The following is a 20695-nucleotide window of genomic DNA, read 5'->3' as shown; positions in this document are numbered from 1 at the left end:
CAATCCTATAAGCCCAGTCATATCAACCCAATCCGAACAACCCCTGTATCAATTGATCCCAACTATTGATCCGAACTATGCATGCCCGCCGCATCAATGCGCTCCCAAGACAATAGCCTTTGATTAATCATCTCTGAACCCGGCCCTGACACCCTCACCTGTGGCACAGTCATATTCACCCTTGTTGACATCATCACTCCTCAGTCTAAACTCAATCCTATAAGCCCAGTCATATCAAACGCTATCTCAATTGATCTCAACTATTGATCCCAACTATGCATGCCCGCCGCATCAATGCGCTCCCAAGACAATAGCCTTTGATTAATCACCTCAGCCCCCGGCCCTGACACCCTCACTTGTGGTACTGTCATATTCACCCTTGTTGACATCATCACTCTCCTTAATCAGAACTCAATCCTATAAGCCCAGTCCTATCAACCCAATCCTAACAACCCCTGTATCAATTGATCCCAATAGTTATCTCAAATATTTATCCCAAATATTCAACTAATCCCGAATATTCAACTAATCCCAAATATTCAGGATCTTGCTCGGTGTTTTTTCTACCAATTGCGGTAACTTTATCGCTATACCTCTTGGCAGAACCGGCCCCAAAGCCGCCAAGTGGGGATTGAGCTGATGTAATGCCGCTTCCGCTTCATCATCATCCCGCTGTAATTGTTGCCATAAAATAAGCGAAGGTAAATCACCATCAGCACTGATAATGGTTTTCAACTCATTATTGATATTCGGTAACACCATAACGCCTCCTCGTCCTCTTTCCAGATAAGTGACTTAACCAATAAACTCTTCAAGGTTTACCGTAAAGCCCACCACAAACGCCGTCCCATCCATGATGATCCGCTCTTGCTTTTCTTGCAGTGACTTAATCACCCAGCGACCCATAGATTCACCGTAACCATTGTTCAGTACTAACGGTGTGCGTGTCGCTTGCAAGGCCCTTAACTTATCCATGTTTCCCATGCCCTCACCTTTGAACCACGTCCCCGATAAGGTCATGGTTTCTAATTTTTGTCCGGTGTTTTGGCTTGTGGGCTTCTGGCCGTAGCGCGCCACATTTACCCAGCCGCCATCACTGCTCCGCTGCAGGCTCTCGTAGGGTGTATTTTCATTTAAGGAGAAAATAAAACCACCTAAGGCCATCATGCCACTTTGCTTTTCATCCATATTGACTCTTCCCTAATGCCCATTCTATTTAATAAATAAAAAAGCCAGCTCACATGGCTGACTTTATCATCTTGTTGGGCCTTGACTCATTTACATAAATCTGATTGTGATTACGGCTGTGATTTCCACTGTTATTCACTTAATCCTATTGCCTTAAGCCTATTAACTTGAGCCATTACACGCCATAACTGTCCAGTAAACGTGCATCACTTTGTGTGGCCACATCCATATTGCCTACCAGTAATGGCGTTAATTCCGCTTTAATTTTTGCCAGAATATCTTGGCTGACTTTGGTGTCATAACTGGGATCCCCCGAAGGAGTCATATTAATCACAGGGGCAAAGTTGATGGCTTGTTTAGTATCCAACATTTGCTTCCCAGCTTGACCTCGATTAGCTTGATTAATCATCGCTTGGGTTGGTTCCGCTACCGCATTCGGCGCCGCTTGCTCGGTTTTATCGTCACTAAACCAGCCCCCCACATATTCACCCACGGTGGCACCAAGCTCACTTCCTGCTAAACCACCAATCGCCCCGCCAATTAAGGTGCCAACACCAGGAAAAATTGCAGTACCCAGTGCGGCTCCCATGGCGGCTCCCGCCAAGCCACCGGATATATCACCCAAGGCCTTACCTGCTTTTTTACTGTCTTTTTCTTTCACTCCACTGATCACATCACCAGCTGACATCAAGGCTGATAATGGTTTAAAGACTTTACCTAATGCTTTAGTTGCCAGAACTCCTCCGGCCGCACCGAGCAAAGCTGTATTCCCCCCCACTCGAGACGCTACACCAGTCGCGCCTTTAAACAATTTTGCCCCAGATGAAAATAGGCCCTTTGCTGCACCCTGACTTCTCGTTGCCAGTCCTTTTCCAAGACTCAAGCCACTGCTCGCCATATTACGACCAGTAGTTAACGTACCTTTTCCCAAACTGCCGCCAAGTCTTAATAACTTACTCAAGCCTCTTCCAGCAGAGCGAGGTGCACTCCGTATTCGAGCAACAACACTTCTGCGTCGACGACCCCTGTTAGAGGATCTATTTTCTCTGTTTCGAGCATCACTGCTATTTGATTGCCCACTTTCTCTGTTTCGCTCACTACCACTCAATTGTTCAAGCGACCCAGTAGAAACACTTCCCGCCGAGGCGCAGCAACAAGCGCCCCCTCCCATTCCCAAAGAGTCTGCCATTGAGCCTGATTTAAATATCCCCAATACCGATTTTATTTTTTTAAAAGCTAAAAAACCGGTTGCTACCGCTGTTGTGACCCCGATAATACCAAGGATTAAGCCCCCATTGGATTGTACAAACTCAGTAATCGATGTCACAGCTTGTGTAAGAGGAGGAATAACCGCATCAATAATGGGTAATAACTTGTCACCAATGGTGATAGTCAGGGCTGAAAAACTGGCATTTAACTTAGCCATAAGTTCTGCTCGTGTCGCAGGGCCTTGTTGTTTGGCCAAACTCCCCCTTGTTTGTTTATCATCAGAAGCAACCGCTAAGCTATTACTTAGCCCTACTTTTTCATCTGTCGATTTAGCCAAAAGTTGATTAATGGCAACGCCACTTTTATCACCAAATAAGTCCTTCTTAACCTTAGCTTGCTCTTCTGTCGATAGCCCTTTGAGCTTATTCAATACTTGAACTAATACAGCTTGAGAATCCTTCCCCCCTGCCTGCATGGCCTTTTCGACTTTTCCTTGATCAAGTCCTAGTGCGGTATAAGTACTTGTATCGGCCCCTAATGCTAATTTATTTAATCCTCCTGCAATAACATTTAACGCTGCCCCAGCCTCGTTCGTCGTTGAACCACTCCCCAATAAACTGGCTGCTAGTGCACTGATCGCCTCAGCCCCAAGTCCCGCATCAATCGCGCCTCGCCCTTGGGAGGATGTCACAGCGGCAATATCTTTAGCACTTACCCCTGTTTTTGTATCCAATGCAGTGGTGACATCAGCCAATTTCAATGCTTCTTCTTGACTCAAACCTAATGCATTTCGCCAGCCATTTAACTGAGCCAAGGTATTATCAAGGGAATCCTCCCAAGCTTTACTGGCACTCGTCGCCGTTTTTGCTGTGGCTAATGCTTGCTCTTTAGTGTCCCCGGTTTGCGTGGCTGACGATACGGTTTTCACAAACGTACTGGCATCAATTCCTATTTTAGCCCCTGCATTCATCAGTTGATTCTGATAATCCTCAGCAGCTTGACCACTTAATTTGAATTTTTTCTCTAATTTGACAAAGCTAGACTCAAAGTTCATCGCGGCTTTGCCTGCTGACACACCAGCAGTCGCCATTCCTTGAGTTAATCGGCTGACACCGGAATCAACAGCCGTAGTCATTTTCTCTTTTAGAGATTGGCTGCTAGTTTCCAGTGCACCAGCCGACTGATTAATGCCCTGAATAAGGTTTACGAACGCTAAATTAATGCTACTAACATGGCTCGTTAGCCCGGTTACATTGCTATTCAATAATGACATATTTGATGCCACCGATACTGTAGCCAGTCTTGGCATTACCTGTGTTCCTGCCGCCATACTGCCTCCTTTTTATTGCTCAGCGTTCTCCACATCACATTTGGTATAACAAGCTTTTTATATACAGATAGATGAATTGCTTGAGCCTCTATTATCTGTCTTGATAAAAGTTATGCCTGTCCTATCTTTACCTTTATATCTTTATCTCTATTTGTTCCCTTTACTGCGATCCCTTCATTCCCAGCTTGGATGCAGCCAAGTGATAGCGGCGCAAGGCTTCATCATTACGCCAATTGAGCACATCGTCAGGACTCACATGGTAGGCCAGTGGAATAATGTCGGTTAGTACTTCAACGTCTCGCGGCGAAAGAAGTCCGCCGGTTGTTGCAAAAAATCGATAAGGCACTCCTGTAATTGATTCCAGTCAGGTAGGCTTAAGCGCCCCAATTCTTCACGGCTGAGTCCGGTACAACTGGCGCTAATAAACAAGGTGCGATCCCATTCATCCTTGTGGGTTTCCATTAATATCGTCGTGCGAACCGTGGGTGGCCTTAATCTATAGGTTTGCTTTAGCTCGCCATCATCGCCTTGAATAGCGACTAATAGCTGAGGTTGATTAACGTCAAACTCACTCTTTTTAGGCTCAGCCGCGTCAATCTCATTGCCTTCACTTTGCAATTCAACCACAAGGCTCGACGCCGTTTTTTGCATCAATGCCAATACCGATGTCTGCAGGCTATTATAATCGGGCGTCACTAGGCGTTCTAATTCAGTATTGGTTAGCCCGGTACTGGCACTCATACAAGCATGTAACAAGGGTAAGTCTTTACCTTTATATTGCTGAGTCAGCTTACGATGAGTGGCCATCGTGATCGTCTTGATCTGGATCTGTTCAAGTGATTGGCCTTTATCATCCTCTATTGGCCAATATAAAGTATGCGGAGAATGTTCAAATGTCGGCACTTGTGTTGCACTCGCATTTTGTCCATATTCATGCTCATCTTCATTCATCATTTTTATTGTTCTCTTTTTTGTTGAGCCTATTCAGCTATCATGAGTCTACTCAGCCTGCTAATAGGTGATAAAAAGCCGCTAATCGAGTATCGATGAGCGGCTGTTGTTTACTATTCTTTGTTATTTAGGCTTTGTTTATTAAGCTTTTTTCATTACAAACAGGTTTTTTACAAAACGCTTTAGTGCGTTAAGCAATGAATTTAACTCACGCCTAACTCATAGCTAATTCATAGCTAGCTCATACCAATGTTGCGTCTATGCTCCACCATCAAGTCGCCATTGCCCAAATTCAAAATTTGCGCGTTGCGATTAATCTCATAAATGGTTTTACCGCTCTCGACTTTTTTATAGGCGCTCACCGACATTTCCAACTCCTGATCTGGCAGCTCGCCCATTTTGCTGGCCGATTCTGTCACTGTGATAATTTCGCCAGTCAGGCTATAGGCTACGGCAAATTTATTGCCGTCTTCATCTTGATGTGACTCTTTCACATCAATTTGACACACTTCCCCTTCACCTAAACCAAACGCCGCCAATAGCGCTTGCGGCGCACCTTTAATTTTAAGCTTAGAAGACATTTTCTCCAGTCCCACCATGATCTCACCCGGAATGAAGGAGCCTCCACGGGTTTCTTGCATGGTCTTTTTGATTTCCGGTGGTGTGAATTCATCCAGCTCTTTCATTAGCGGTTGACCATGAACCAATGCACTGCGAGTAATACGTGAACGTTGTCCTGCCATATAAAGTATTCCTTATAAAAATAATATCACGCACACAATCACCCAAGCCCTTTAACCGCTATCTTAACCAATATAAAGCGGTTAATAGGAAGCATGAGTGCCATTTAAGGAGGGCATGAAATAAAATAAAGTAAAATGAGAGTAAGCATTAAAGCTCAAATTAAAATTAAAGCTAAAGCTAACGTGAGGCGATAATGTTCCTTGTTACAGCACTTGCTCGATAAAAGACTCGACAATGCCGGTATCTTCAATCATGTGATAGACCATGTGCTCATTGGGTGCAAAACCATAGTATTTAATGGCAATATGCCACTCACCGTTAGTGTAGTTTTCAACGTTATTCAGTGTTGGATGCAAGTAGACTTCGGCGCCCATAATGGTTTCATCCGCTTGTAGGGATTGCAGCCAGTAATTAAGCTTGGCAATTTCTTGATCCATCAAACTCTTACTTAGATTACGGCCCATGGCAGCTTGCGCCGTTTGCGCCAGCTTTCGAATAATGGCATATTCCAGCCCCACTTGAGACACAAAGCGCCCTGTGACGCAGCGATTACCGATTAATGAAAATCCGCCCATGGAGGTGCGCGCAAAATAAGACACGCCATGGCTATTAAGCAAGCCACCATTGGTGGATTTATCCATGATATTGTAATCAATGCTGCGAGCGGTCCCCTGAATAAGGGCGCCCATCCCCCCTTTGGCGGGACTTTCCCACGCGCTAACGCGCGCAAAGCAAGACAGCGCCGCGGCTGCCGCCGAAAAATACACATTGCCCTTAGCCGCTTGGCTGTATACTGCTACTTGAGGGTCTACCAAATAGAAGCCGTCATAACCTGTGCCTTCACCGCCTAAGCTCAGTGAAAAATCCACCGCACCCATGTCATTGGTATTGGGGCCGTCACCCACGGCAATTGCAAACAGACGTTTACCCATGGCTGCGAGTGCATCCGCCGCCGCTTTGCTGCTAAAACCCGGTGCGGCAATATGCGTGGGGGTCTCCATACAATCGGCTAAGGCTTCAATCCCTAAACGTTGCCCAGTATTGGCATCAATTTTACCCACCACATTGGCCGTGGTCGCCGCCACATCGTCACCTTCTTCGACAATGACGGCATAAATCGGTACTGAGACTAAGCGCAATAGCTCATAGCAAGTGCGCCATAGGGTGCCTTTTTCTTCGCCCGTGGTATCTAATTTGGCCGCATCACTCATATTCGCAATGCGCACAGGCGTATTTTTAGCCAGTGACACATCGGCATTCGGCGCCGTACCCACTAAGCCCAAAATAATCCCTCCCAATGGCCCCATTGGTGGCGGCGTCGGTTGACGTTCGATACTGATCCCGTTATGTGCAAACGCTGCAATCTTTGGCATATTGGTTCCTTTTTCGTTTATATTTTCTTTTAGGCTTTCTTTTAGACTTTCCTTTTAGACTTTCCTTTTAGACTTTCTTTTATATAGGTAAAGCAAAAGCACGTCATAAAATAAGTACTCATTTCAATCAATGAGCAATTGAAATACGTTAAAACTATTGCAAAAAATTAATTAACTAGCGTCATAGTTCTTTTCAAAATAAAATAATCTTTTAAAACAAAATGAGTTTTTAAAATAAATCATTAAAATAACTTATTCACTGATCTTTTCTATTTTATTCGACAAGAGTAATAAGGTTGCTTCACAACCTAACATTGATAACTTAACACCCACGCCATGCCAAATATGAGTATTTGGACAAGAGAATGGGGCTATAACTTTATATTTAAGATATTCTTTATTCATAACACCTCTATCTTTTCAATGATTAAATAAAATTAAATGTATTACTCACAGCATCCCCCCCCTATTAACTTGAGATAAACAAGTTCATGTTGATTCAATATGTATTACATATTTTTTCTTTCTGCTTATTTTATTAGCACACTAAAGCTTGACTTATGAATATAATATGTAAGTTTAAATAGTAATTTCAATAAGATGTTATCACTTGGTTCTCACCATGATTTTGGGCTCTTCAGGCCAAACTACAGCTGCAGGCTCATCAAAAAATTGAGGAATATTGCGTAAAGTCTGCCGATAATTAATAAACTCTGATTTTTTTTCATCAGATAGCTGGCAATCTAATGTTTGAGTCCAATCTGTTGCAGTAATAAGACTATCACGCTTTAACCTAATAGCATCCCATTGCATGGAGTTAATCACACTATCACTGATTGTCGATGCCTGAATTGATGCTAAATATGTCTCAGCATCTTCAAATGTTGTTGGGAAGTGATATTCTACACCTTTATAAAATTCTTTTTTAAAGGTCATAATTGATTACCTCTTGTTTTACTTATTATACGGCTGGCTGAGTTGTTACATCAATTAAATCAATTTCAGCAACATTTGGATTATCAAATAACCAACTATCTAAGTTAATTGCTCCTTGAGCTTCAACATCCAAAGTCAAATAAGATGCAACACTTAATCTTAAAGAAGCATTATTAAAGCTTTGATTTTTTAATGCAATATAGACAGGAGCATTATTTTGCTCAGTTCGATCAATAAAGAATCGAAGTTCACCATTTCCTCTACGAGAAAACATAGCTTGTTGCCCTGTGTAATAAGCATGTGATTGTGCTAATGAACAAAAATGGCCAGATCCAACCTGATTACCACCAGTCCAGCCTAAATGTATCCAAGGGTTAATCGCTGCATAAGCATCTTTTATTGTATACAATTTAATCAAACTATAGTTTCCAGTATCACGTTCTTCATCAGTAGACATTTCTGCATAATGAACATAATACTCTTGAACAAAAGATGTTTCGGCCTTCCAGCTATTGAATCTCTGCTCTGCAGTATCCACTCTCTCATTAATATCTTCAATTTTTCCAATAACAGTATCGGTTAGTTCATTCACCGACTCAATTAAATCAGCAGTTTCTGTTGTGCTCATTACGCATCCTTTTATTGAAACTATTCAACGTCTGGTTTTATTGGCCAAACAACACTATCGGGTGAGCTGTTATTTTGAGGAATATCTCTTAGTGCTTGACGGTATTCAGCAAACGCCAACTTTTTATCATTTCCTAATGGATTATCTGATAATTGGGTAAAGTCTGTCGCTATAATTAATTGATCACGTCGAGTTCTTATTGATGCCCAAGCCAAGATACTTAACTCATCTATATTTAATTCCATATTCACCTCTTATTAATCAAAAACAATCTCTTCTAATAAGCTAAATTTAGCTTCTAGGTCACCAGTTTTAAATAAACGACCATTCCCCACACGCATAGTATCGACTCGACAAGTTGTGTAATATACTGATGGCAATAATATTCTTAAGACCACATTACCATTCACATCAGCATAACTAGCTGGACTTAAATTACCAAAATTAGACTGATTAATAAGTTTGTTTTGGACTTTATAACAATAACCCACAATAGTCTCATCGATAACGGAAGCAGAACCGTAACTATAACCTTTAATATTGAACCAAAACATTTCCGCATGAGTATTAATATTTAAAGGTGTTTTAAAATGTAGATAAACATTACCTAACGTACCTAAATCTGGCACACCTGAAAATGCACCTGTCCCATAAGGCGAATCCATAGTCCGATCAGCAAAACCCTGCAAAATACCCATTCTGACGGTGCCATGTTCAGCTTCATCACCATGTAAATCCCGTTGACTTCGCCACTCATCAAATGTCTCTTCCGCTTGTGTCATGCGATTATCAATAACACCCATTTTATTGGCCACTGTGGCCGTCAATTCGGTGACCGACTCGATTAAATCGGCTGTTTGCTCTGTACTCATGAAAGCTCCTTCTATTCTTTAGCTTATTCAGTTCACTCGACTCATACGATTTTTTTAGCGCTTCACTAGTTCTGGCTCTTCCAAGTTCTGACTCTTCACAAGCTCTGGCTTTCTATCAGGCTCTGGCTCTTCACAAGCTCTGGCAGTTCTCTAGCTCTAACTCTTCACAGGCTCTGGCTCTCCACAGGCTCTGGCAGTTTTCTAGCTCAACTCTTCTCTAGCTCTAGCAGTCGAAATTCTTGGAGAATTTGTCGGTGCATGGTATCCACTTGGGCGGTGGCCATTTTAGTAAACTCGGTATCCACCAAAATATTGAGGTTTTCTGTGCCAACCACAACAGTCACACTGTCTGTTGGCAGCGCACTTAAATCCAGCGTAATAGGCTGAATGCAATGGCCATTCTTGGCTTTATAGTTCAATGTCGTATTTGGCGCTGAAATGACCCCAAGCAAAGTGCCAGAGTCAAGCCAAAAACCCAGTTCTCGAACCGGGTACTCTTGCTCGCCACTGAATTTCGCCACGGCCTGTAATTGATTGCCGCCAATATTTTTATATTCGCCAAACTCAACCCGCTGCAGCTCATTTTCAAGGGCAGTGCGCTCACGACTCGGGGTATAAGCTCTATCCCCTGCAGAGACCCATTTTAAATTAAGTTGTACACCTTGGGCTTTGGCATTAATGCACTCTTCTAAGCCTTGGCGAGTGATCACCAAGTTTAATTGCTCACTCATTGTGTCACCTTCTTCCTCATACAATCATTTGTAAGAAATAATCCGTTGATAAGTCCGATGCATTCGCACTCATTCATCACTTTTTAGACATGTTTTATGTCATGGCCTGAGCATTGACATACGTCATATTAACGGGGGGCGGCATACCGCCACCTATGGCCAATGGCGCAGTCACATCAGGCATGGGCCAAATAGTGGCGGCTGACTCCGTTTCTACCACATTCGTCACAGGCGCCGCAGCGCCAGTAAGCCCTAACTGTGTCTCAACGCCAAACATCAAAGACAAACTGATCTCGTCTCTCTCAGATTTATTGTCTTGAATATAGCGTTGCAACTTATGCAATTTAGACACATCCAATGCCTTATTGCCTTTTTCCCACGCGACAATGTCTAAAAAGTAGGGCTGGGCATTCTGCTCTTGTAATCGATACCAAGGGGTGATCTCACTGTCAAAATCCAGCGAGGCCAGTGCTTTTTTAAGCCCACCTCGTGTCCCCCCTAATCGCTTCACCTCCCAGGCTTGAGAGACCAAATTTTGCTTTACCTCTAACTCATCCTGCTCATCCCATACCGTTAATTGCCGTTCGGCGGCCAAATACGGCAAATACGCTGCCGACGTGTTATGGGCATTGAGTAAATCAGGGAAAGGATGCTTAATCCCATAAAGTTGTTGAGCCAGCGCCAGTTCTAAGCCACGTTCTAAAGCACTGCGGTTATCGGGCAAAACGCTGTGTGCTTGTAATCCTTGGGGAAGCGCGGTTACTGCGTCATCATCCACCCTTTCATTATCCACATTTTTTCTCCCTTTTGTGTTCATAGGGCCTGTTCCTGTTCATAGCGCCTGTTCATTGGGCTAGTCTTGCCCACTGTCAGGGATTCAATCTTCTCCGCTTTCAGCTATTCAATCTTCTCCGCTTTCAGCGATTCAATCTTCCCCGCTGTCAGCGATTCAATCTTCGCCGCTTTCAGCAATAACCTTGATCTTCACTGCCGTTAAATAAGCCGCTTCACTAAAGCTGCAGCGAAGTGGTTCAGTAGGCGTAATAATGTCGGCGCGATAAGCGCCCGTTGCCGCAAGCACTTCCTTGTAAAGCATCGAAGGCTCAATATTGGCGCCCAATTGATGTTGTCGTTTACCATAATCCTGCAAGGCTTTTTCGGCAGCCAATTTAATGACATCCGCATCGGGTCCTGAGTGAATATACACATCCAGTTCACATTGCCAAGGTTTAATGCTGGGGGCTTTCACTGTGATTAAATCGGTTTCTTGGGCAATATCATCACTTTCTAAATAGGCTTGCGTCATGGCAATTAGCGCATCGCTGGGTATGCCTTGCTCAAGATGAGTGAGAATATAGCAGTCCACCACCCCTGGACTGACCTGCCTGGCTTGAGCATCTTTGGTCACCCCTGCAAGCGCGGGGGCATCGAATCGATAATCCACCCGCACATGATCTTGCGCCGGACTGGAAATATCGATATTAGGCCGCGCCCCTAACGTCATGGCATGAAAACGGTATCCCGCTCGCGTGCCCGTACTCGCTAAGGCATAAGCCGCCAAATAATAACGATTCAGTAAGGACTCATTGGATTCCATTAGCGGATTTTCACCGCTGGCATCCCCTATATCGAGCACTAGCCGTTTCACCCCCAGTTGGCTGGCTATGACATCGACGGCGTCATCCTCAGTGGCATACATGCCAAACATTTGCAGCGCCTGTTGATTAATTTGCCGTGTATGATTTTGCAGCACAATAGTAAAGGCTTGAGTGAACTTAGTGAGGATTTCCGCCTCATTGTCTAAGGTTTGTGTCACCGCCGCCTCATCTTGAGGTGATGTTGCGCGAATATGCGCGAGCACATCCTGTTTAATTTGCGCAAATAAGTCTTCAAAACCTGGCGTTGTCAGTAACTCAGGTTTAGGTAAGGGATTTTGATGTGGAAACATTTACCGGTACCTCAAAATTAACATGGCGACCTTGCCATTGACCTTCGAAATAAAGATCTAAGCCATCGTTTCGCCGTTTAGCGACACAACGACTGGGAATGAAATCACTCAAACCATTGTCGCTATTGTAAAATGCCTCAATGGCAAAGGATTGAACTCTGACTAGGGTGCTGGGTGACATATTCGCGCCCAGTAACTCACGTATTCGGCTACCAAAACCCGCTCGTTTAGCCCGCCCCGTTAGCGGTGTGGTCATGACTTGGGTGACGCGACTAACAAATTGCTCAAAGCCATCGAGCCGTTTCCCAGTGGCTCTGTCTATGCCTATCATAAAACGCTCCTTGTTCGTTATTGAGATGCTTTTGTTGCGGCCGTTGTCGTATCAACACCATCATCTTTATACGGGTGAGTATGGCTATTATAAATCTTTCGATCTTCCGCCATACTCTGCTTCTTATCGGTAATATCAGCGCCTGCTTTGATATTGCTTTCCACTTGGAGATCCTGTGAGGCTAAAACCATTTTACTTTCTAGGGTGATTTTCTCTGTCGCCTTAAGAATGAGTGTCCCCTTATCCATGTCCCATATTTGGCTGCACTTATCACCAAAGTGAGTGATCACTTGCATCTGACTATTCCCCGCCAGCGGAAAGTCCGTTGATGCCATGCCCACAAGAGCAATGTATTGTTTTGCCGAATAACCCGCGCCAAAATTGAGTAGCAGAACCTGCTCGCCAATACTTGGGCAGCGATAATGGCTCACCTTGCCTGCTGCATGAGCAAACCATTTAATAAAAGGCGTTGTTAGCGCGCCATGTTCCACTTTAATCATTTGATTATTGTTATTAATTGCACAGACTCTCCCTAAGCGGATCATGGATTGCATATGCCGCCTGACTTCTTCTGTTTCACTGCTGAGCTGGGATAATTGCGCTAAATAGGGGCGCAGCTGCTCCCGCACTAACGATTCGATAGCGTCACGCATAAAATTCCTTATGATTAATTAGCGATGAATTAAAAAAGCGATTAAAGGTATTAAGATAGTGAGTGACAAATTAGAGGTGACTCTCTGAGGTTACTCTCTGAGGTGACTCTCTGAGGTTACTCTCTTGGCATTACTCGCTCTGGCGTCACTAAAATGGTGCGATATTCATCGGTGACATCTATATTGACCGGATTTGCCGCAACACGCATTCCAGCTCGCGTTTCTTCCTCACTTTGCGTTTGCTCGCCTAAATATAAGGTTTGCCGCCAACTCAACACCCTCACTGCACTGTCTTGATGAGCACTGTCTTGATGAGCGCTTGTATCAAATACTTCAGGATCAACGGGCTCGTTGTTAGCCAGCGCCTGACTAATGGAATGAAAATCACAACTACTGGTATTAAGGTATTCAGGCTTATCGATTTGTCGTGGATTAATGCCCCAGGTATTTTCATCAACAAAGCGGGTTAATGCTGCTAATAAATCAATGCCCATCAGCGCCGCTTCTGTGCTGGGAGTGATATTATCAGCAACCGTTTGCGGCACAGCGCAATGCAACTTGATATGATAACCATGACCATATAAACCTTGGCCACTTGATGTTTGTTCGACTTGCCATTCAAATTCGATAAAGATAGCCGCTAAGCTCAACGCGCTGTATATTTGTGCTTGCCGCTCAGCGCCTTGATAGCTTTGCACAATCACCTCTTCCACCATGCCTTGTGCTTTCCAATTCAGCACAAGTGCCTGCAACGCTTGTTTAATGGCTTGATAAAATTCACTCGGTTTACTCACCGATAATGTGTTCTGCCCCATGTCGCCCCCTGCTTTTGGCATTGCTGCTTTGATCCTCTGTTGCAATTTTTGGCATTAAAATCACTCATTCTCGCCATCATCTTGTAAACATTTTTGAAGACGTAACGTCAACCATTGCTTTTCCAATTCATGCTTTTCATTGTCGCGCTTATTCTGCCGAGCTCGATAGACCCAATTGGTTGTAAAGGTTGATGCTGCCAGAATAATGCCCAATAATAATGCCCAATCATTGACCGTTAATGCACTTCCTGCTGCTGTTGTCACCGAAGCGCTATAGGAGGCATGACTGAGCATTCTTTGAATACCCGTTTCCTCTAAGCTACTCATCTCACACCTCCTCACTCCTTTCTTTTTTCTTGTTCCACTTTTTTCATCAAATACCAGCTATCGAGTCGCTGCCAATCGGCATTGCAGCGAGTTAAACTGGCAATGAGTGTTATGGTATATTGAATTAAATCGGCATTGGTTTGCCTGTTGATGGCATGTTTTTTAATGATATGTTGTGTAATCGATTCTTCAGTAGTAAATGGCTCTATAATAGGCTTTTCTATAATCGATGGATCTGTAATCGATTGCTCTGTAGACGAAATAGGCCAAATATTAACTGAAGCAGTCTGTTCAATACCTCCCTCTATCGCGACTGCTTTAGACAGCGAGTGCTGACTTAACGCCTGATTATTTAAAAATCGCGGGATCTGACACCTGACTATCATATTCTTGGGCGGCAAGACATACAGCATTTGGCTGTAAGGCAGTGTTCGCACAATCACTGGCGTACTCGAGCACCCGGCTAACATCCACAGGAATAGGCTCAGTTGCCCATACATTGACCTGTTCATTTTCAGCCTCCATTAAATGATCCAGTAACTGCATCTGCTGATTAAGCTCACTTGATAATGCTTTTTTCGCTTGCGCATTGGCTTTATTCAATTCAGCCAGTAAATTAAATTCATTCACCATTTGCCGTTGCTGTTCAGTTTGCGTGCGGATCACCCCTCTTAGCGTCTCTAAGTCTGTTTGCAACATAGACTCTTGAAATGTCATGGCTTCAATCTGTGCTTTCGCCGCATCAAAGCGCAGTTGTAAAACTGTAGCGTAGCTAAGCACGCCAACTAGCATCAGCGATAATATAGCTAAACTATTTTGACTAAATAGGGCGAACATAAGCTAAATTCCTTGTACAAAAAACAAATTCTGATTGCCTGCGACGCACTAATCCTGCCAATTTTTTACCCGCTGCATAAACCCAACGCTTAAGCTCTTTACAAGCACCAATGCGATCGTCATTTTGCAATTTTTTACGTAATGTTGAACGCGTAAATGCGCCTATTCCCACATTGTAAATAAAGCTTAAATAAGCCATATGCTCTCCTTGAGAAAGCGGTGGCGATAACGCCAGCAAACGCGCATTATAATGACTCAAATCTACCGCTAATTGTTCTAAGCATTGAGCTTCAGTAAAGTCTTGGCCTAATTTGAGCGCTTTATGAGTATGACCATAGCAACTTGTCACTATACCAATGGGATCGAGGTAAGTCCCTAACACCAGCCCTTCATTTTCGGCCACTAACATGCCGCCAGATAAAGCAACGGCACTGGTGAGCCCTAAGGCCATTAATCGTTGAGAAATAGCCATATCGCCTCCTTATATAATCATTGGGGTAAATTAAATAAATGAGTTGAACAGATGTATTAAATAGGCATAATAAATAATATGAGTTAAACCGATGTATTAAATAGATGCATTAAATAAACAGAACAATTCAACAAACTTATTCTGAAAGATAAATTCATTCAGTTTAATGTTATAAAAAACAATATATGACAGTAGATAGTAGTAAAATTAAAAACAACAAAATCAAAAACAACTTAAATTCGTAATCATCAATATCGCCAGTATAGATACATTATAGGCTTTTTTACTTTTAAGAGTAGCCCCAAAAGTGTCCTGTTTTACCCATGCAAAACAAAAACTAACAATATACTCATAAACAATGGCAGAGAGGCCGATATAACACTCTTATCTATAGCATTCACTTCTAAAGATTCTCACTTTAGAATGACTTGGGAAATCACCTTTAGAATTAAAAAGCTAGATTTAAACCTTTATATTTGCTCTTTGTATTTGCTCTTTACATTTACTCTCTGTTTTTAAATATTGATATTTAAAGGTTGCTCCAGTATAGACACATTATAGGCTTTTTTACTTTTAAGAGTAGCCCCAAAAGTGTCCTTTTTATTAAAAACCCTAAATTTATATAATAAGTGCTACCTTCACTTAATAGAGGGTACTTAATAAAACCCAATTAATAAAGTTCACTTAATAAAAAAGCCACTTCTCATCAATATAGAAGTAGCTCTATTCAATTATGGGTTAAGTTATTTTTTTTATTATTTGTTTTTTATTTTTTATTATGTCACTTAAAAAGGAGATAAGAATTTATGACGAATAATAACGCCAATGAAAAAAGAAAGAGCTTAATCAAGCAAGGCTCCTTCGGCTCTTCTTAACCAATAAACATGAGATTTTTTCGACTCAAAGCCCAACAATGCCCAATCTTTCTTACATATGTATTGTGCTCTCAATGCCCTGCGGCATTCAAGACTCAAAGCATCAATTAACCCATCATAAATTGCAATATGTTTTGGCGTCGCCATCTCATGGACATTCGATCCCGAATGGGTTTCCCCTAACCTGTCGCAAGCACTTCTTCGAGCAAATCCTCGTCCATACTCTTGCGCTCTCCAGTAACGACCCCATATCGACAATTCATGACGCAGTGTTTTCATGCTCATTGTTGCAAGGACGTCAGTCGTTTCCATCATGCTATTTATTGCCATTGATTTTCATCCCTTTTTTAAATCTTTTATTCGGTTACATTTCATTGTTAACCATGTCTTTATTTTTGTTACTCTTAATGATTAACCACTTAGCGATTCAACTGCCTAAAATTAACTAAAGTTATTTTATTGGGTATAACTCACGGCTTTCTTAACGTCTGTTACTGGGATCTTGAATACTAATTCACAGATTGCCGTTAGATCATCATAAGAGACTGCGGTTGATCCCCGCTCCCACCTTTGATAGGTTTTTGAATTGATACCATAGGTTTCAGCGACTTCAATCTGGGTTAAGCCTCTTAACCTTCTACCCGTTTTCAAAATCTCAAACCCGCGTGCTTTCATGATTTGTCGCTCCATGTTTTTTCCCTGTCTTCTTATAATAAAATACTAATGGCAAGTTAAGACCCTATTCTCGCTATCTTTTATTGGTATAATCAATAATTTCAAGGTTAATAGCATCAATCCCCCAAGGCCGACTTCCCCATTTTAACCATTCAAGCTTACGCAAACGTTCATAATCATCACGGCAATCACTATCACAAAATCGTTGTGGGACATCGATAGTTTCTAAACAAAAATAACAATGCCCTGTTCCACACTCTATCACTTTGGTTAATTTTGACAAACTCGATTTTATTCGCCACTCGACTAATATCTGAGCATCATCTGCACCATCAGACATCACCTACCTCCACGAATGTCCTATTACACTCTCCATTTGTATCCATATGGATAACATGATTTTTATCAAGCCTCATTATTGAGTGTTATTGTACTTTACACACAAAATGACATTCCTGATGGTTATCCTTAGCAGGAATATCAGCACTGAGTTAACTTGAATATAACCATGATATAACCATAGTTAACAAAAAGCAATAACCAAAGTTAGTTGAATTTTATAACTATGGTAATATAATGAGCAAATGAACATACTTGCAAACAACATTAAAGACAGGCTTAAAGCGGTTGGCCTCACTCAAAAAGAATTGGCCGATAGAGCAAATATCTCTCAAGTCATGGTGCACAAATTAGTGTCGGGTAAGACAACATCGACCTCTAAGATCATGGCGTTAGCGAAAGCCCTGAACTGCTCACCTGACTGGTTGATGTATGGGGATAAAGCCAATAAAGACACAAGTACTGATGCTGAATGGGTAGGATCCATTGAGCCTTGGGGTAATGACACTATTTTAAGCAAGGATGAATTAGAAGTGCCTTTCTTTACAGAAGTCGAACTTGCCGCCGGTGATGGCGCAATTGCAATAAGCGAAAATCATGGCCCTAAACTGCGTTTTGCCAAATCCACATTAAGACGACAAGGTGTCGAAGCAGAGCATGCCGCTTGCGTCAAAGTGAACGGTAGCAGTATGGAGCCCGTTTTACCGACAGGTTCAACAGTGGGTATCGACACCGCAAAAAAAGAAATCATTGATGGGAAAATGTATGCCATTAATCATGATGGTATGCTGCGGGTTAAATTAGTTTATCAACTTCCCGGTGGCGGGATCCGCCTTCGCAGCTATAACAGTGATGAGTACCCAGATGAACATTATGACAAGCAGCAAGCCAGCTTAATTCAGCTCATCGGCAAAGTGTTCTGGTATTCAGTATTATTGTAGACAAGAAGCAGCTGACAAGCATTTCTGAATTAACCAACAGGCTTTTTTTACTTACTTAAAAAAATCCAAAAAAAAACCTGCTCAATGAGCAGGTCAGACATATTCAAGTCATCCAAAAGGAAATCAGGTTACCGCAAAAAGGCGTTAATCTATGTTAGGCCAAAAATATGAGCATAACACTTGAGTCTAGCGACACCAAATAGGTGCTTTAAGGTTGATGGATAAAACAAAAATCACATTTAAAGAGGGTTAACCTTTAAATGACATGGCGTAAATTCCGCCTCGCAAAACATTTGCGTCAAACCAAATATTTTGCCAATAAACTGTGTTCATTTGTGAATAAGCCATTTTCGTACTCCTAACAAAGTTGTAATAAAATTACTCTAGCAATGCTTAGTTAAACAGACTACTTAAAGCCGGTCATTAAGTGTAGAGTCAACCTGTCGCTCGATTCCATGGAGAATTATCCTTCCTGGATAGACTGTAACGACTAGCGAGTGGCTAACCGATGGAAAGAATTATAGATTAACTGTAATTTTATTACAAGTATTTTTTGTAAAAACTCTTTTTTGCGTCTCTTTTGGTAATAAAAAAACAGATATTGGTATTTATAGATATAAAACAACATCTTATTAATTACATTGATTGTCTCACGGATCACTCATTAGCCTTTTTAACGAACAAATTTAAAAATCATCCCCACAGTAACGGCTTTTTTAATCAAAAAAATGCCCCTTACTGTAAAAAAACAACAAGAGGCATGTCATTCTTAGAAAACCTAACAGTTAACTTTCCACAATATAATTAACCAAACTGGCCACAGGACAAGCTGTTGGACTGCCATAATGAGGATGACCTTCAACAGCACTCCCTGCTATATCGATATGTGAGAATGGCAAAGGTATCTCACTGTTTAATCCATGCTCAAATAACCCTGACGCCTTCAATAAAAACGCCGCAGGATATTGGTGGCCTCTGGCTGTAATGGCTGACGGTCCATTATTTGATGACAACACCTGTGCAGCCCCTGAAGGATCGACAATTTTTTGAAAATCTTCTCGACGTAATGATGAGCACTCTATTGGCTCAGCCCACTGCTGTGCATGTTTTTGAAGTTCTTTGCCAATACCTTCTTTTTTAGCGACACTGTTTTCCACTATCGCGGTATAACCACCATAACATCGCACCACATGCCCCGTTAATGTCGCAACAGAATAAAGCTCCGGTGCTACAGCGCACTGCGCTTCAGTGCGTAAATGCGATAGCAGATCCGCCAACACTAAGCGCCCTTCTGCATCGGTATTGCCAATGCGGACTCGACAATTGGCATGGCTGGTAATTATTTCATCGGTCACAAAGGCATCGCTACCAATACTATTTCGCACTAATCCTAATTGCGCGACGACACGTATTCCTTTAGGTTTTAGCAAAGATAATGTCTTCATTAAGCCTGCCACTGCCGCAGCGCCACCTTTGTCTCTGCTCATGCCTGCCATGCCACCAGCAACCTTAATATCTGCACCTCCCGTATCGTAAATCACCCCTTTTCCTGCAAAAAAGAAAGTACGAGTAATTTCTCCATCGCCACAATAGGCTAATTTAACAACGCGAGGGTGATGCCGTGGCACTGCAATAGACGCTCGCGCAACGCCACTTAATAAGGGATAATCTTGTGTTAACAGATCAATATTATCAATAACCTCAATATCAATCTCTGAGCCCTCAAATGCCAATTGACAATACTCGCTAAAATGAATCGCCGACATTCTCTCAGGCTCTGTACCACATAAATCACGCGCCAGATGCTTACCCGCTTCGATGGCACTGAGTTTGTGCCCTAGATCATTTAGCGTAAACAAGCCTATTTCATGTATCGACACACTGCCCGTTTCTGCTTCTCTTTTTTCCAACGGCTGCCAGAGTGCCTGTGCACACGCTAAAGAAGAGACATTTTTGGCAAACGAGAAACGTGCATCACTTGAGTCCACCACCATGAGTAATGGCCGCTTTGAACCCGATGCGCTTGCCATGTTTATACCCGCTTTAGCCGCCTCACTGTAAATGCGAACATCTTGATACTCATCTTCGCATGAAAGCACAGGCGCAATAATCAGTTTCCCGCCTGCTAACCCAGGGGCTAATAATAAGCTCGTCGCTTGTCCCACCCTTTGATCAACACAAGCGGCATGCTCGGCAAATAATCGCACTTCATCAAACGCAATATCTTTGAGTGAATGCGTCACCACAATGAGTGCATCCCAGCCCTGACCATCAAATATGGCGTTTTCGTCTTTAACATCCACAAAGTTAACTGATTTCATATATTCTCCCATAAATAGCTTTTTCAATAGCAATGCAAGCACGATTTTATACTGCTTTACAGTATGGTTATGCTAGAATAGCGCAACGTTTTTATTACATCTTTAAAACATATAATCATAAACAGATGCATTCATTTTCACATGCTCAGTTTACCGAGAAAAGAAAAACCAATCACAGTGAAAAGAAATCACCTTTCTA

28 protein-coding genes are annotated in these 20695 nt (G+C 42.4%); 1 reads left to right on the top strand and 27 read right to left on the bottom strand.

Annotated features, from left to right (window positions below; translation table 11 throughout):
* Nucleotides 1–62: 62 nt before the first annotated feature.
* The 26 genes from Q0779_RS05725 to Q0779_RS05600 form a co-directional block, all read right to left on the bottom strand.
* Complete coding sequence (locus tag Q0779_RS05725; RefSeq protein ID WP_298770415.1) at nt 63–191, bottom strand: hypothetical protein; 129 nt, start codon at nt 189–191, stop codon at nt 63–65.
* Between the two features lie 69 nt (nt 192–260).
* Nucleotides 261–392 carry a hypothetical protein gene (locus Q0779_RS05720; protein ID WP_298770414.1) on the bottom strand — a complete coding sequence of 44 codons (132 nt, stop codon included), beginning with the start codon at nt 390–392 and terminating at the stop codon, nt 261–263.
* Between the two features lie 133 nt (nt 393–525).
* The gene (locus tag Q0779_RS05715; RefSeq protein WP_298770413.1) at nt 526–762 is read right to left on the bottom strand and encodes a tail protein X; all 237 of its coding nucleotides are present in this window, start codon (nt 760–762) and stop codon (nt 526–528) included.
* A gap of 33 nt (nt 763–795) precedes the next feature.
* Entirely contained in the window at nt 796–1188 is a 393-nt protein-coding gene (locus tag Q0779_RS05710) for a phage tail protein (RefSeq protein ID WP_298770412.1), read from the bottom strand.
* Nucleotides 1189–1363: 175 nt separating this feature from the next.
* Nucleotides 1364–3727, bottom strand: coding sequence for a phage tail tape measure protein (locus Q0779_RS05705; RefSeq protein WP_298770411.1), 2364 nt, complete (start codon nt 3725–3727; stop codon nt 1364–1366).
* A 282-nt stretch (nt 3728–4009) separates the two neighbouring features.
* Nucleotides 4010–4681 (bottom strand): phage tail assembly protein, encoded by a 672-nt coding sequence (locus Q0779_RS05700; protein WP_298770410.1) that lies wholly within the window; start codon nt 4679–4681, stop codon nt 4010–4012.
* 233 nt (nt 4682–4914) lie between these two features.
* Entirely contained in the window at nt 4915–5421 is a 507-nt protein-coding gene (locus Q0779_RS05695) for a phage major tail tube protein (RefSeq protein ID WP_298770409.1), read from the bottom strand.
* A 204-nt stretch (nt 5422–5625) separates the two neighbouring features.
* Nucleotides 5626–6795 (bottom strand): phage tail protein, encoded by a 1170-nt coding sequence (locus Q0779_RS05690; protein ID WP_298770408.1) that lies wholly within the window; start codon nt 6793–6795, stop codon nt 5626–5628.
* Between the two features lie 252 nt (nt 6796–7047).
* The gene (locus Q0779_RS05685) at nt 7048–7200 is read right to left on the bottom strand and encodes a hypothetical protein (RefSeq protein ID WP_298770407.1); all 153 of its coding nucleotides are present in this window, start codon (nt 7198–7200) and stop codon (nt 7048–7050) included.
* Between the two features lie 201 nt (nt 7201–7401).
* Nucleotides 7402–7731, bottom strand: a complete 330-nt coding sequence (locus Q0779_RS05680) for a tail fiber assembly protein (protein ID WP_298770406.1) — start codon at nt 7729–7731, stop codon at nt 7402–7404.
* 25 nt (nt 7732–7756) lie between these two features.
* On the bottom strand, nt 7757–8359 hold the full coding sequence (locus tag Q0779_RS05675) for a hypothetical protein (RefSeq protein ID WP_298770404.1): 603 nt from the start codon (nt 8357–8359) through the stop codon (nt 7757–7759).
* Nucleotides 8360–8379: 20 nt separating this feature from the next.
* Entirely contained in the window at nt 8380–8604 is a 225-nt protein-coding gene (locus tag Q0779_RS05670; protein ID WP_298770403.1) for a tail fiber assembly protein, read from the bottom strand.
* Nucleotides 8605–8616: 12 nt separating this feature from the next.
* Entirely contained in the window at nt 8617–9231 is a 615-nt protein-coding gene (locus Q0779_RS05665; RefSeq protein ID WP_298770401.1) for a hypothetical protein, read from the bottom strand.
* 206 nt (nt 9232–9437) lie between these two features.
* Nucleotides 9438–9962: a phage tail protein gene (locus Q0779_RS05660; protein WP_298770400.1), complete on the bottom strand. Its 525-nt coding sequence runs from the start codon at nt 9960–9962 to the stop codon at nt 9438–9440.
* Between the two features lie 94 nt (nt 9963–10056).
* A complete protein-coding gene (locus tag Q0779_RS05655; RefSeq protein WP_298770399.1) occupies nt 10057–10755 on the bottom strand; it encodes a phage tail protein I in 699 nt (232 codons plus the stop codon).
* 156 nt (nt 10756–10911) lie between these two features.
* Entirely contained in the window at nt 10912–11910 is a 999-nt protein-coding gene (locus Q0779_RS05650; RefSeq protein ID WP_298770397.1) for a baseplate J/gp47 family protein, read from the bottom strand.
* Complete coding sequence (locus Q0779_RS05645) at nt 11882–12241, bottom strand: phage baseplate protein (protein ID WP_298770395.1); 360 nt, start codon at nt 12239–12241, stop codon at nt 11882–11884. The genes Q0779_RS05650 and Q0779_RS05645 overlap by 29 nt, the downstream gene beginning before the upstream one ends.
* Nucleotides 12242–12258: 17 nt before the next feature.
* Nucleotides 12259–12894 carry a phage baseplate assembly protein V gene (locus Q0779_RS05640; protein WP_298770393.1) on the bottom strand — a complete coding sequence of 212 codons (636 nt, stop codon included), beginning with the start codon at nt 12892–12894 and terminating at the stop codon, nt 12259–12261.
* Nucleotides 12895–13010: 116 nt separating this feature from the next.
* A complete protein-coding gene (locus Q0779_RS05635) occupies nt 13011–13730 on the bottom strand; it encodes a hypothetical protein (protein WP_298770391.1) in 720 nt (239 codons plus the stop codon).
* 39 nt (nt 13731–13769) lie between these two features.
* A complete protein-coding gene (locus tag Q0779_RS05630; RefSeq protein WP_298770389.1) occupies nt 13770–14036 on the bottom strand; it encodes an HP1 family phage holin in 267 nt (88 codons plus the stop codon).
* A gap of 11 nt (nt 14037–14047) precedes the next feature.
* Nucleotides 14048–14422 carry a hypothetical protein gene (locus Q0779_RS05625; protein ID WP_298770387.1) on the bottom strand — a complete coding sequence of 125 codons (375 nt, stop codon included), beginning with the start codon at nt 14420–14422 and terminating at the stop codon, nt 14048–14050.
* Nucleotides 14385–14873, bottom strand: a complete 489-nt coding sequence (locus Q0779_RS05620) for a hypothetical protein (RefSeq protein ID WP_298770385.1) — start codon at nt 14871–14873, stop codon at nt 14385–14387. Before Q0779_RS05620 ends, Q0779_RS05625 begins: the two co-directional genes overlap by 38 nt.
* Nucleotides 14857–15345, bottom strand: coding sequence for a lysozyme (locus Q0779_RS05615; protein WP_298770383.1), 489 nt, complete (start codon nt 15343–15345; stop codon nt 14857–14859). Before Q0779_RS05615 ends, Q0779_RS05620 begins: the two co-directional genes overlap by 17 nt.
* 842 nt (nt 15346–16187) lie before the next feature.
* Nucleotides 16188–16550, bottom strand: a complete 363-nt coding sequence (locus Q0779_RS05610; protein WP_298770381.1) for a hypothetical protein — start codon at nt 16548–16550, stop codon at nt 16188–16190.
* A gap of 126 nt (nt 16551–16676) precedes the next feature.
* Nucleotides 16677–16910, bottom strand: a complete 234-nt coding sequence (locus Q0779_RS05605) for a helix-turn-helix transcriptional regulator (RefSeq protein ID WP_298770379.1) — start codon at nt 16908–16910, stop codon at nt 16677–16679.
* Between the two features lie 58 nt (nt 16911–16968).
* Nucleotides 16969–17235 (bottom strand): DUF2116 family Zn-ribbon domain-containing protein, encoded by a 267-nt coding sequence (locus tag Q0779_RS05600; RefSeq protein ID WP_298770377.1) that lies wholly within the window; start codon nt 17233–17235, stop codon nt 16969–16971.
* Nucleotides 17236–17479: 244 nt separating this feature from the next.
* Here Q0779_RS05600 and Q0779_RS05595 point away from each other — a divergent pair, with 244 nt between their 5' ends.
* Nucleotides 17480–18175 carry a helix-turn-helix transcriptional regulator gene (locus tag Q0779_RS05595; protein ID WP_298770375.1) on the top strand — a complete coding sequence of 232 codons (696 nt, stop codon included), beginning with the start codon at nt 17480–17482 and terminating at the stop codon, nt 18173–18175.
* 785 nt (nt 18176–18960) lie between these two features.
* On the opposite strand, the gene Q0779_RS05590 is transcribed toward Q0779_RS05595, so the two are convergent.
* Nucleotides 18961–20496 (bottom strand): leucyl aminopeptidase family protein, encoded by a 1536-nt coding sequence (locus Q0779_RS05590; protein WP_298770373.1) that lies wholly within the window; start codon nt 20494–20496, stop codon nt 18961–18963.
* Nucleotides 20497–20695: the final 199 nt, after the last annotated feature.

It is taken from the genome of uncultured Shewanella sp. (genome assembly GCF_947491715.1).
Classification (GTDB): domain Bacteria; phylum Pseudomonadota; class Gammaproteobacteria; order Enterobacterales; family Shewanellaceae; genus Shewanella.
The sequence above is the reverse complement of the archived record's forward strand: the minus strand, read 5'-3'. Positions and strand labels throughout refer to the sequence as shown.

Coding starts and splice junctions, on each gene's coding strand:
- Q0779_RS05725 (WP_298770415.1), bottom strand. CDS start 191: ATGTCAACAAGGGTGAATATGACTGTGCCACAGGTGAGGGTGTCAGGG.
- Q0779_RS05720 (WP_298770414.1), bottom strand. CDS start 392: ATGATGTCAACAAGGGTGAATATGACAGTACCACAAGTGAGGGTGTCA.
- Q0779_RS05715 (WP_298770413.1), bottom strand. CDS start 762: ATGGTGTTACCGAATATCAATAATGAGTTGAAAACCATTATCAGTGCT.
- Q0779_RS05710 (WP_298770412.1), bottom strand. CDS start 1,188: ATGGATGAAAAGCAAAGTGGCATGATGGCCTTAGGTGGTTTTATTTTC.
- Q0779_RS05705 (WP_298770411.1), bottom strand. CDS start 3,727: ATGGCGGCAGGAACACAGGTAATGCCAAGACTGGCTACAGTATCGGTG.
- Q0779_RS05700 (WP_298770410.1), bottom strand. CDS start 4,681: ATGATGAATGAAGATGAGCATGAATATGGACAAAATGCGAGTGCAACA.
- Q0779_RS05695 (WP_298770409.1), bottom strand. CDS start 5,421: ATGGCAGGACAACGTTCACGTATTACTCGCAGTGCATTGGTTCATGGT.
- Q0779_RS05690 (WP_298770408.1), bottom strand. CDS start 6,795: ATGCCAAAGATTGCAGCGTTTGCACATAACGGGATCAGTATCGAACGT.
- Q0779_RS05685 (WP_298770407.1), bottom strand. CDS start 7,200: ATGAATAAAGAATATCTTAAATATAAAGTTATAGCCCCATTCTCTTGT.
- Q0779_RS05680 (WP_298770406.1), bottom strand. CDS start 7,731: ATGACCTTTAAAAAAGAATTTTATAAAGGTGTAGAATATCACTTCCCA.
- Q0779_RS05675 (WP_298770404.1), bottom strand. CDS start 8,359: ATGAGCACAACAGAAACTGCTGATTTAATTGAGTCGGTGAATGAACTA.
- Q0779_RS05670 (WP_298770403.1), bottom strand. CDS start 8,604: ATGGAATTAAATATAGATGAGTTAAGTATCTTGGCTTGGGCATCAATA.
- Q0779_RS05665 (WP_298770401.1), bottom strand. CDS start 9,231: ATGAGTACAGAGCAAACAGCCGATTTAATCGAGTCGGTCACCGAATTG.
- Q0779_RS05660 (WP_298770400.1), bottom strand. CDS start 9,962: ATGAGTGAGCAATTAAACTTGGTGATCACTCGCCAAGGCTTAGAAGAG.
- Q0779_RS05650 (WP_298770397.1), bottom strand. CDS start 11,910: ATGTTTCCACATCAAAATCCCTTACCTAAACCTGAGTTACTGACAACG.
- Q0779_RS05645 (WP_298770395.1), bottom strand. CDS start 12,241: ATGATAGGCATAGACAGAGCCACTGGGAAACGGCTCGATGGCTTTGAG.
- Q0779_RS05640 (WP_298770393.1), bottom strand. CDS start 12,894: ATGCGTGACGCTATCGAATCGTTAGTGCGGGAGCAGCTGCGCCCCTAT.
- Q0779_RS05635 (WP_298770391.1), bottom strand. CDS start 13,730: ATGCCAAAAGCAGGGGGCGACATGGGGCAGAACACATTATCGGTGAGT.
- Q0779_RS05630 (WP_298770389.1), bottom strand. CDS start 14,036: ATGAGTAGCTTAGAGGAAACGGGTATTCAAAGAATGCTCAGTCATGCC.
- Q0779_RS05625 (WP_298770387.1), bottom strand. CDS start 14,422: ATGATAGTCAGGTGTCAGATCCCGCGATTTTTAAATAATCAGGCGTTA.
- Q0779_RS05620 (WP_298770385.1), bottom strand. CDS start 14,873: ATGTTCGCCCTATTTAGTCAAAATAGTTTAGCTATATTATCGCTGATG.
- Q0779_RS05615 (WP_298770383.1), bottom strand. CDS start 15,345: ATGGCTATTTCTCAACGATTAATGGCCTTAGGGCTCACCAGTGCCGTT.
- Q0779_RS05610 (WP_298770381.1), bottom strand. CDS start 16,550: ATGGCAATAAATAGCATGATGGAAACGACTGACGTCCTTGCAACAATG.
- Q0779_RS05605 (WP_298770379.1), bottom strand. CDS start 16,910: ATGGAGCGACAAATCATGAAAGCACGCGGGTTTGAGATTTTGAAAACG.
- Q0779_RS05600 (WP_298770377.1), bottom strand. CDS start 17,235: ATGTCTGATGGTGCAGATGATGCTCAGATATTAGTCGAGTGGCGAATA.
- Q0779_RS05595 (WP_298770375.1), top strand. CDS start 17,480: ATGAACATACTTGCAAACAACATTAAAGACAGGCTTAAAGCGGTTGGC.
- Q0779_RS05590 (WP_298770373.1), bottom strand. CDS start 20,496: ATGAAATCAGTTAACTTTGTGGATGTTAAAGACGAAAACGCCATATTT.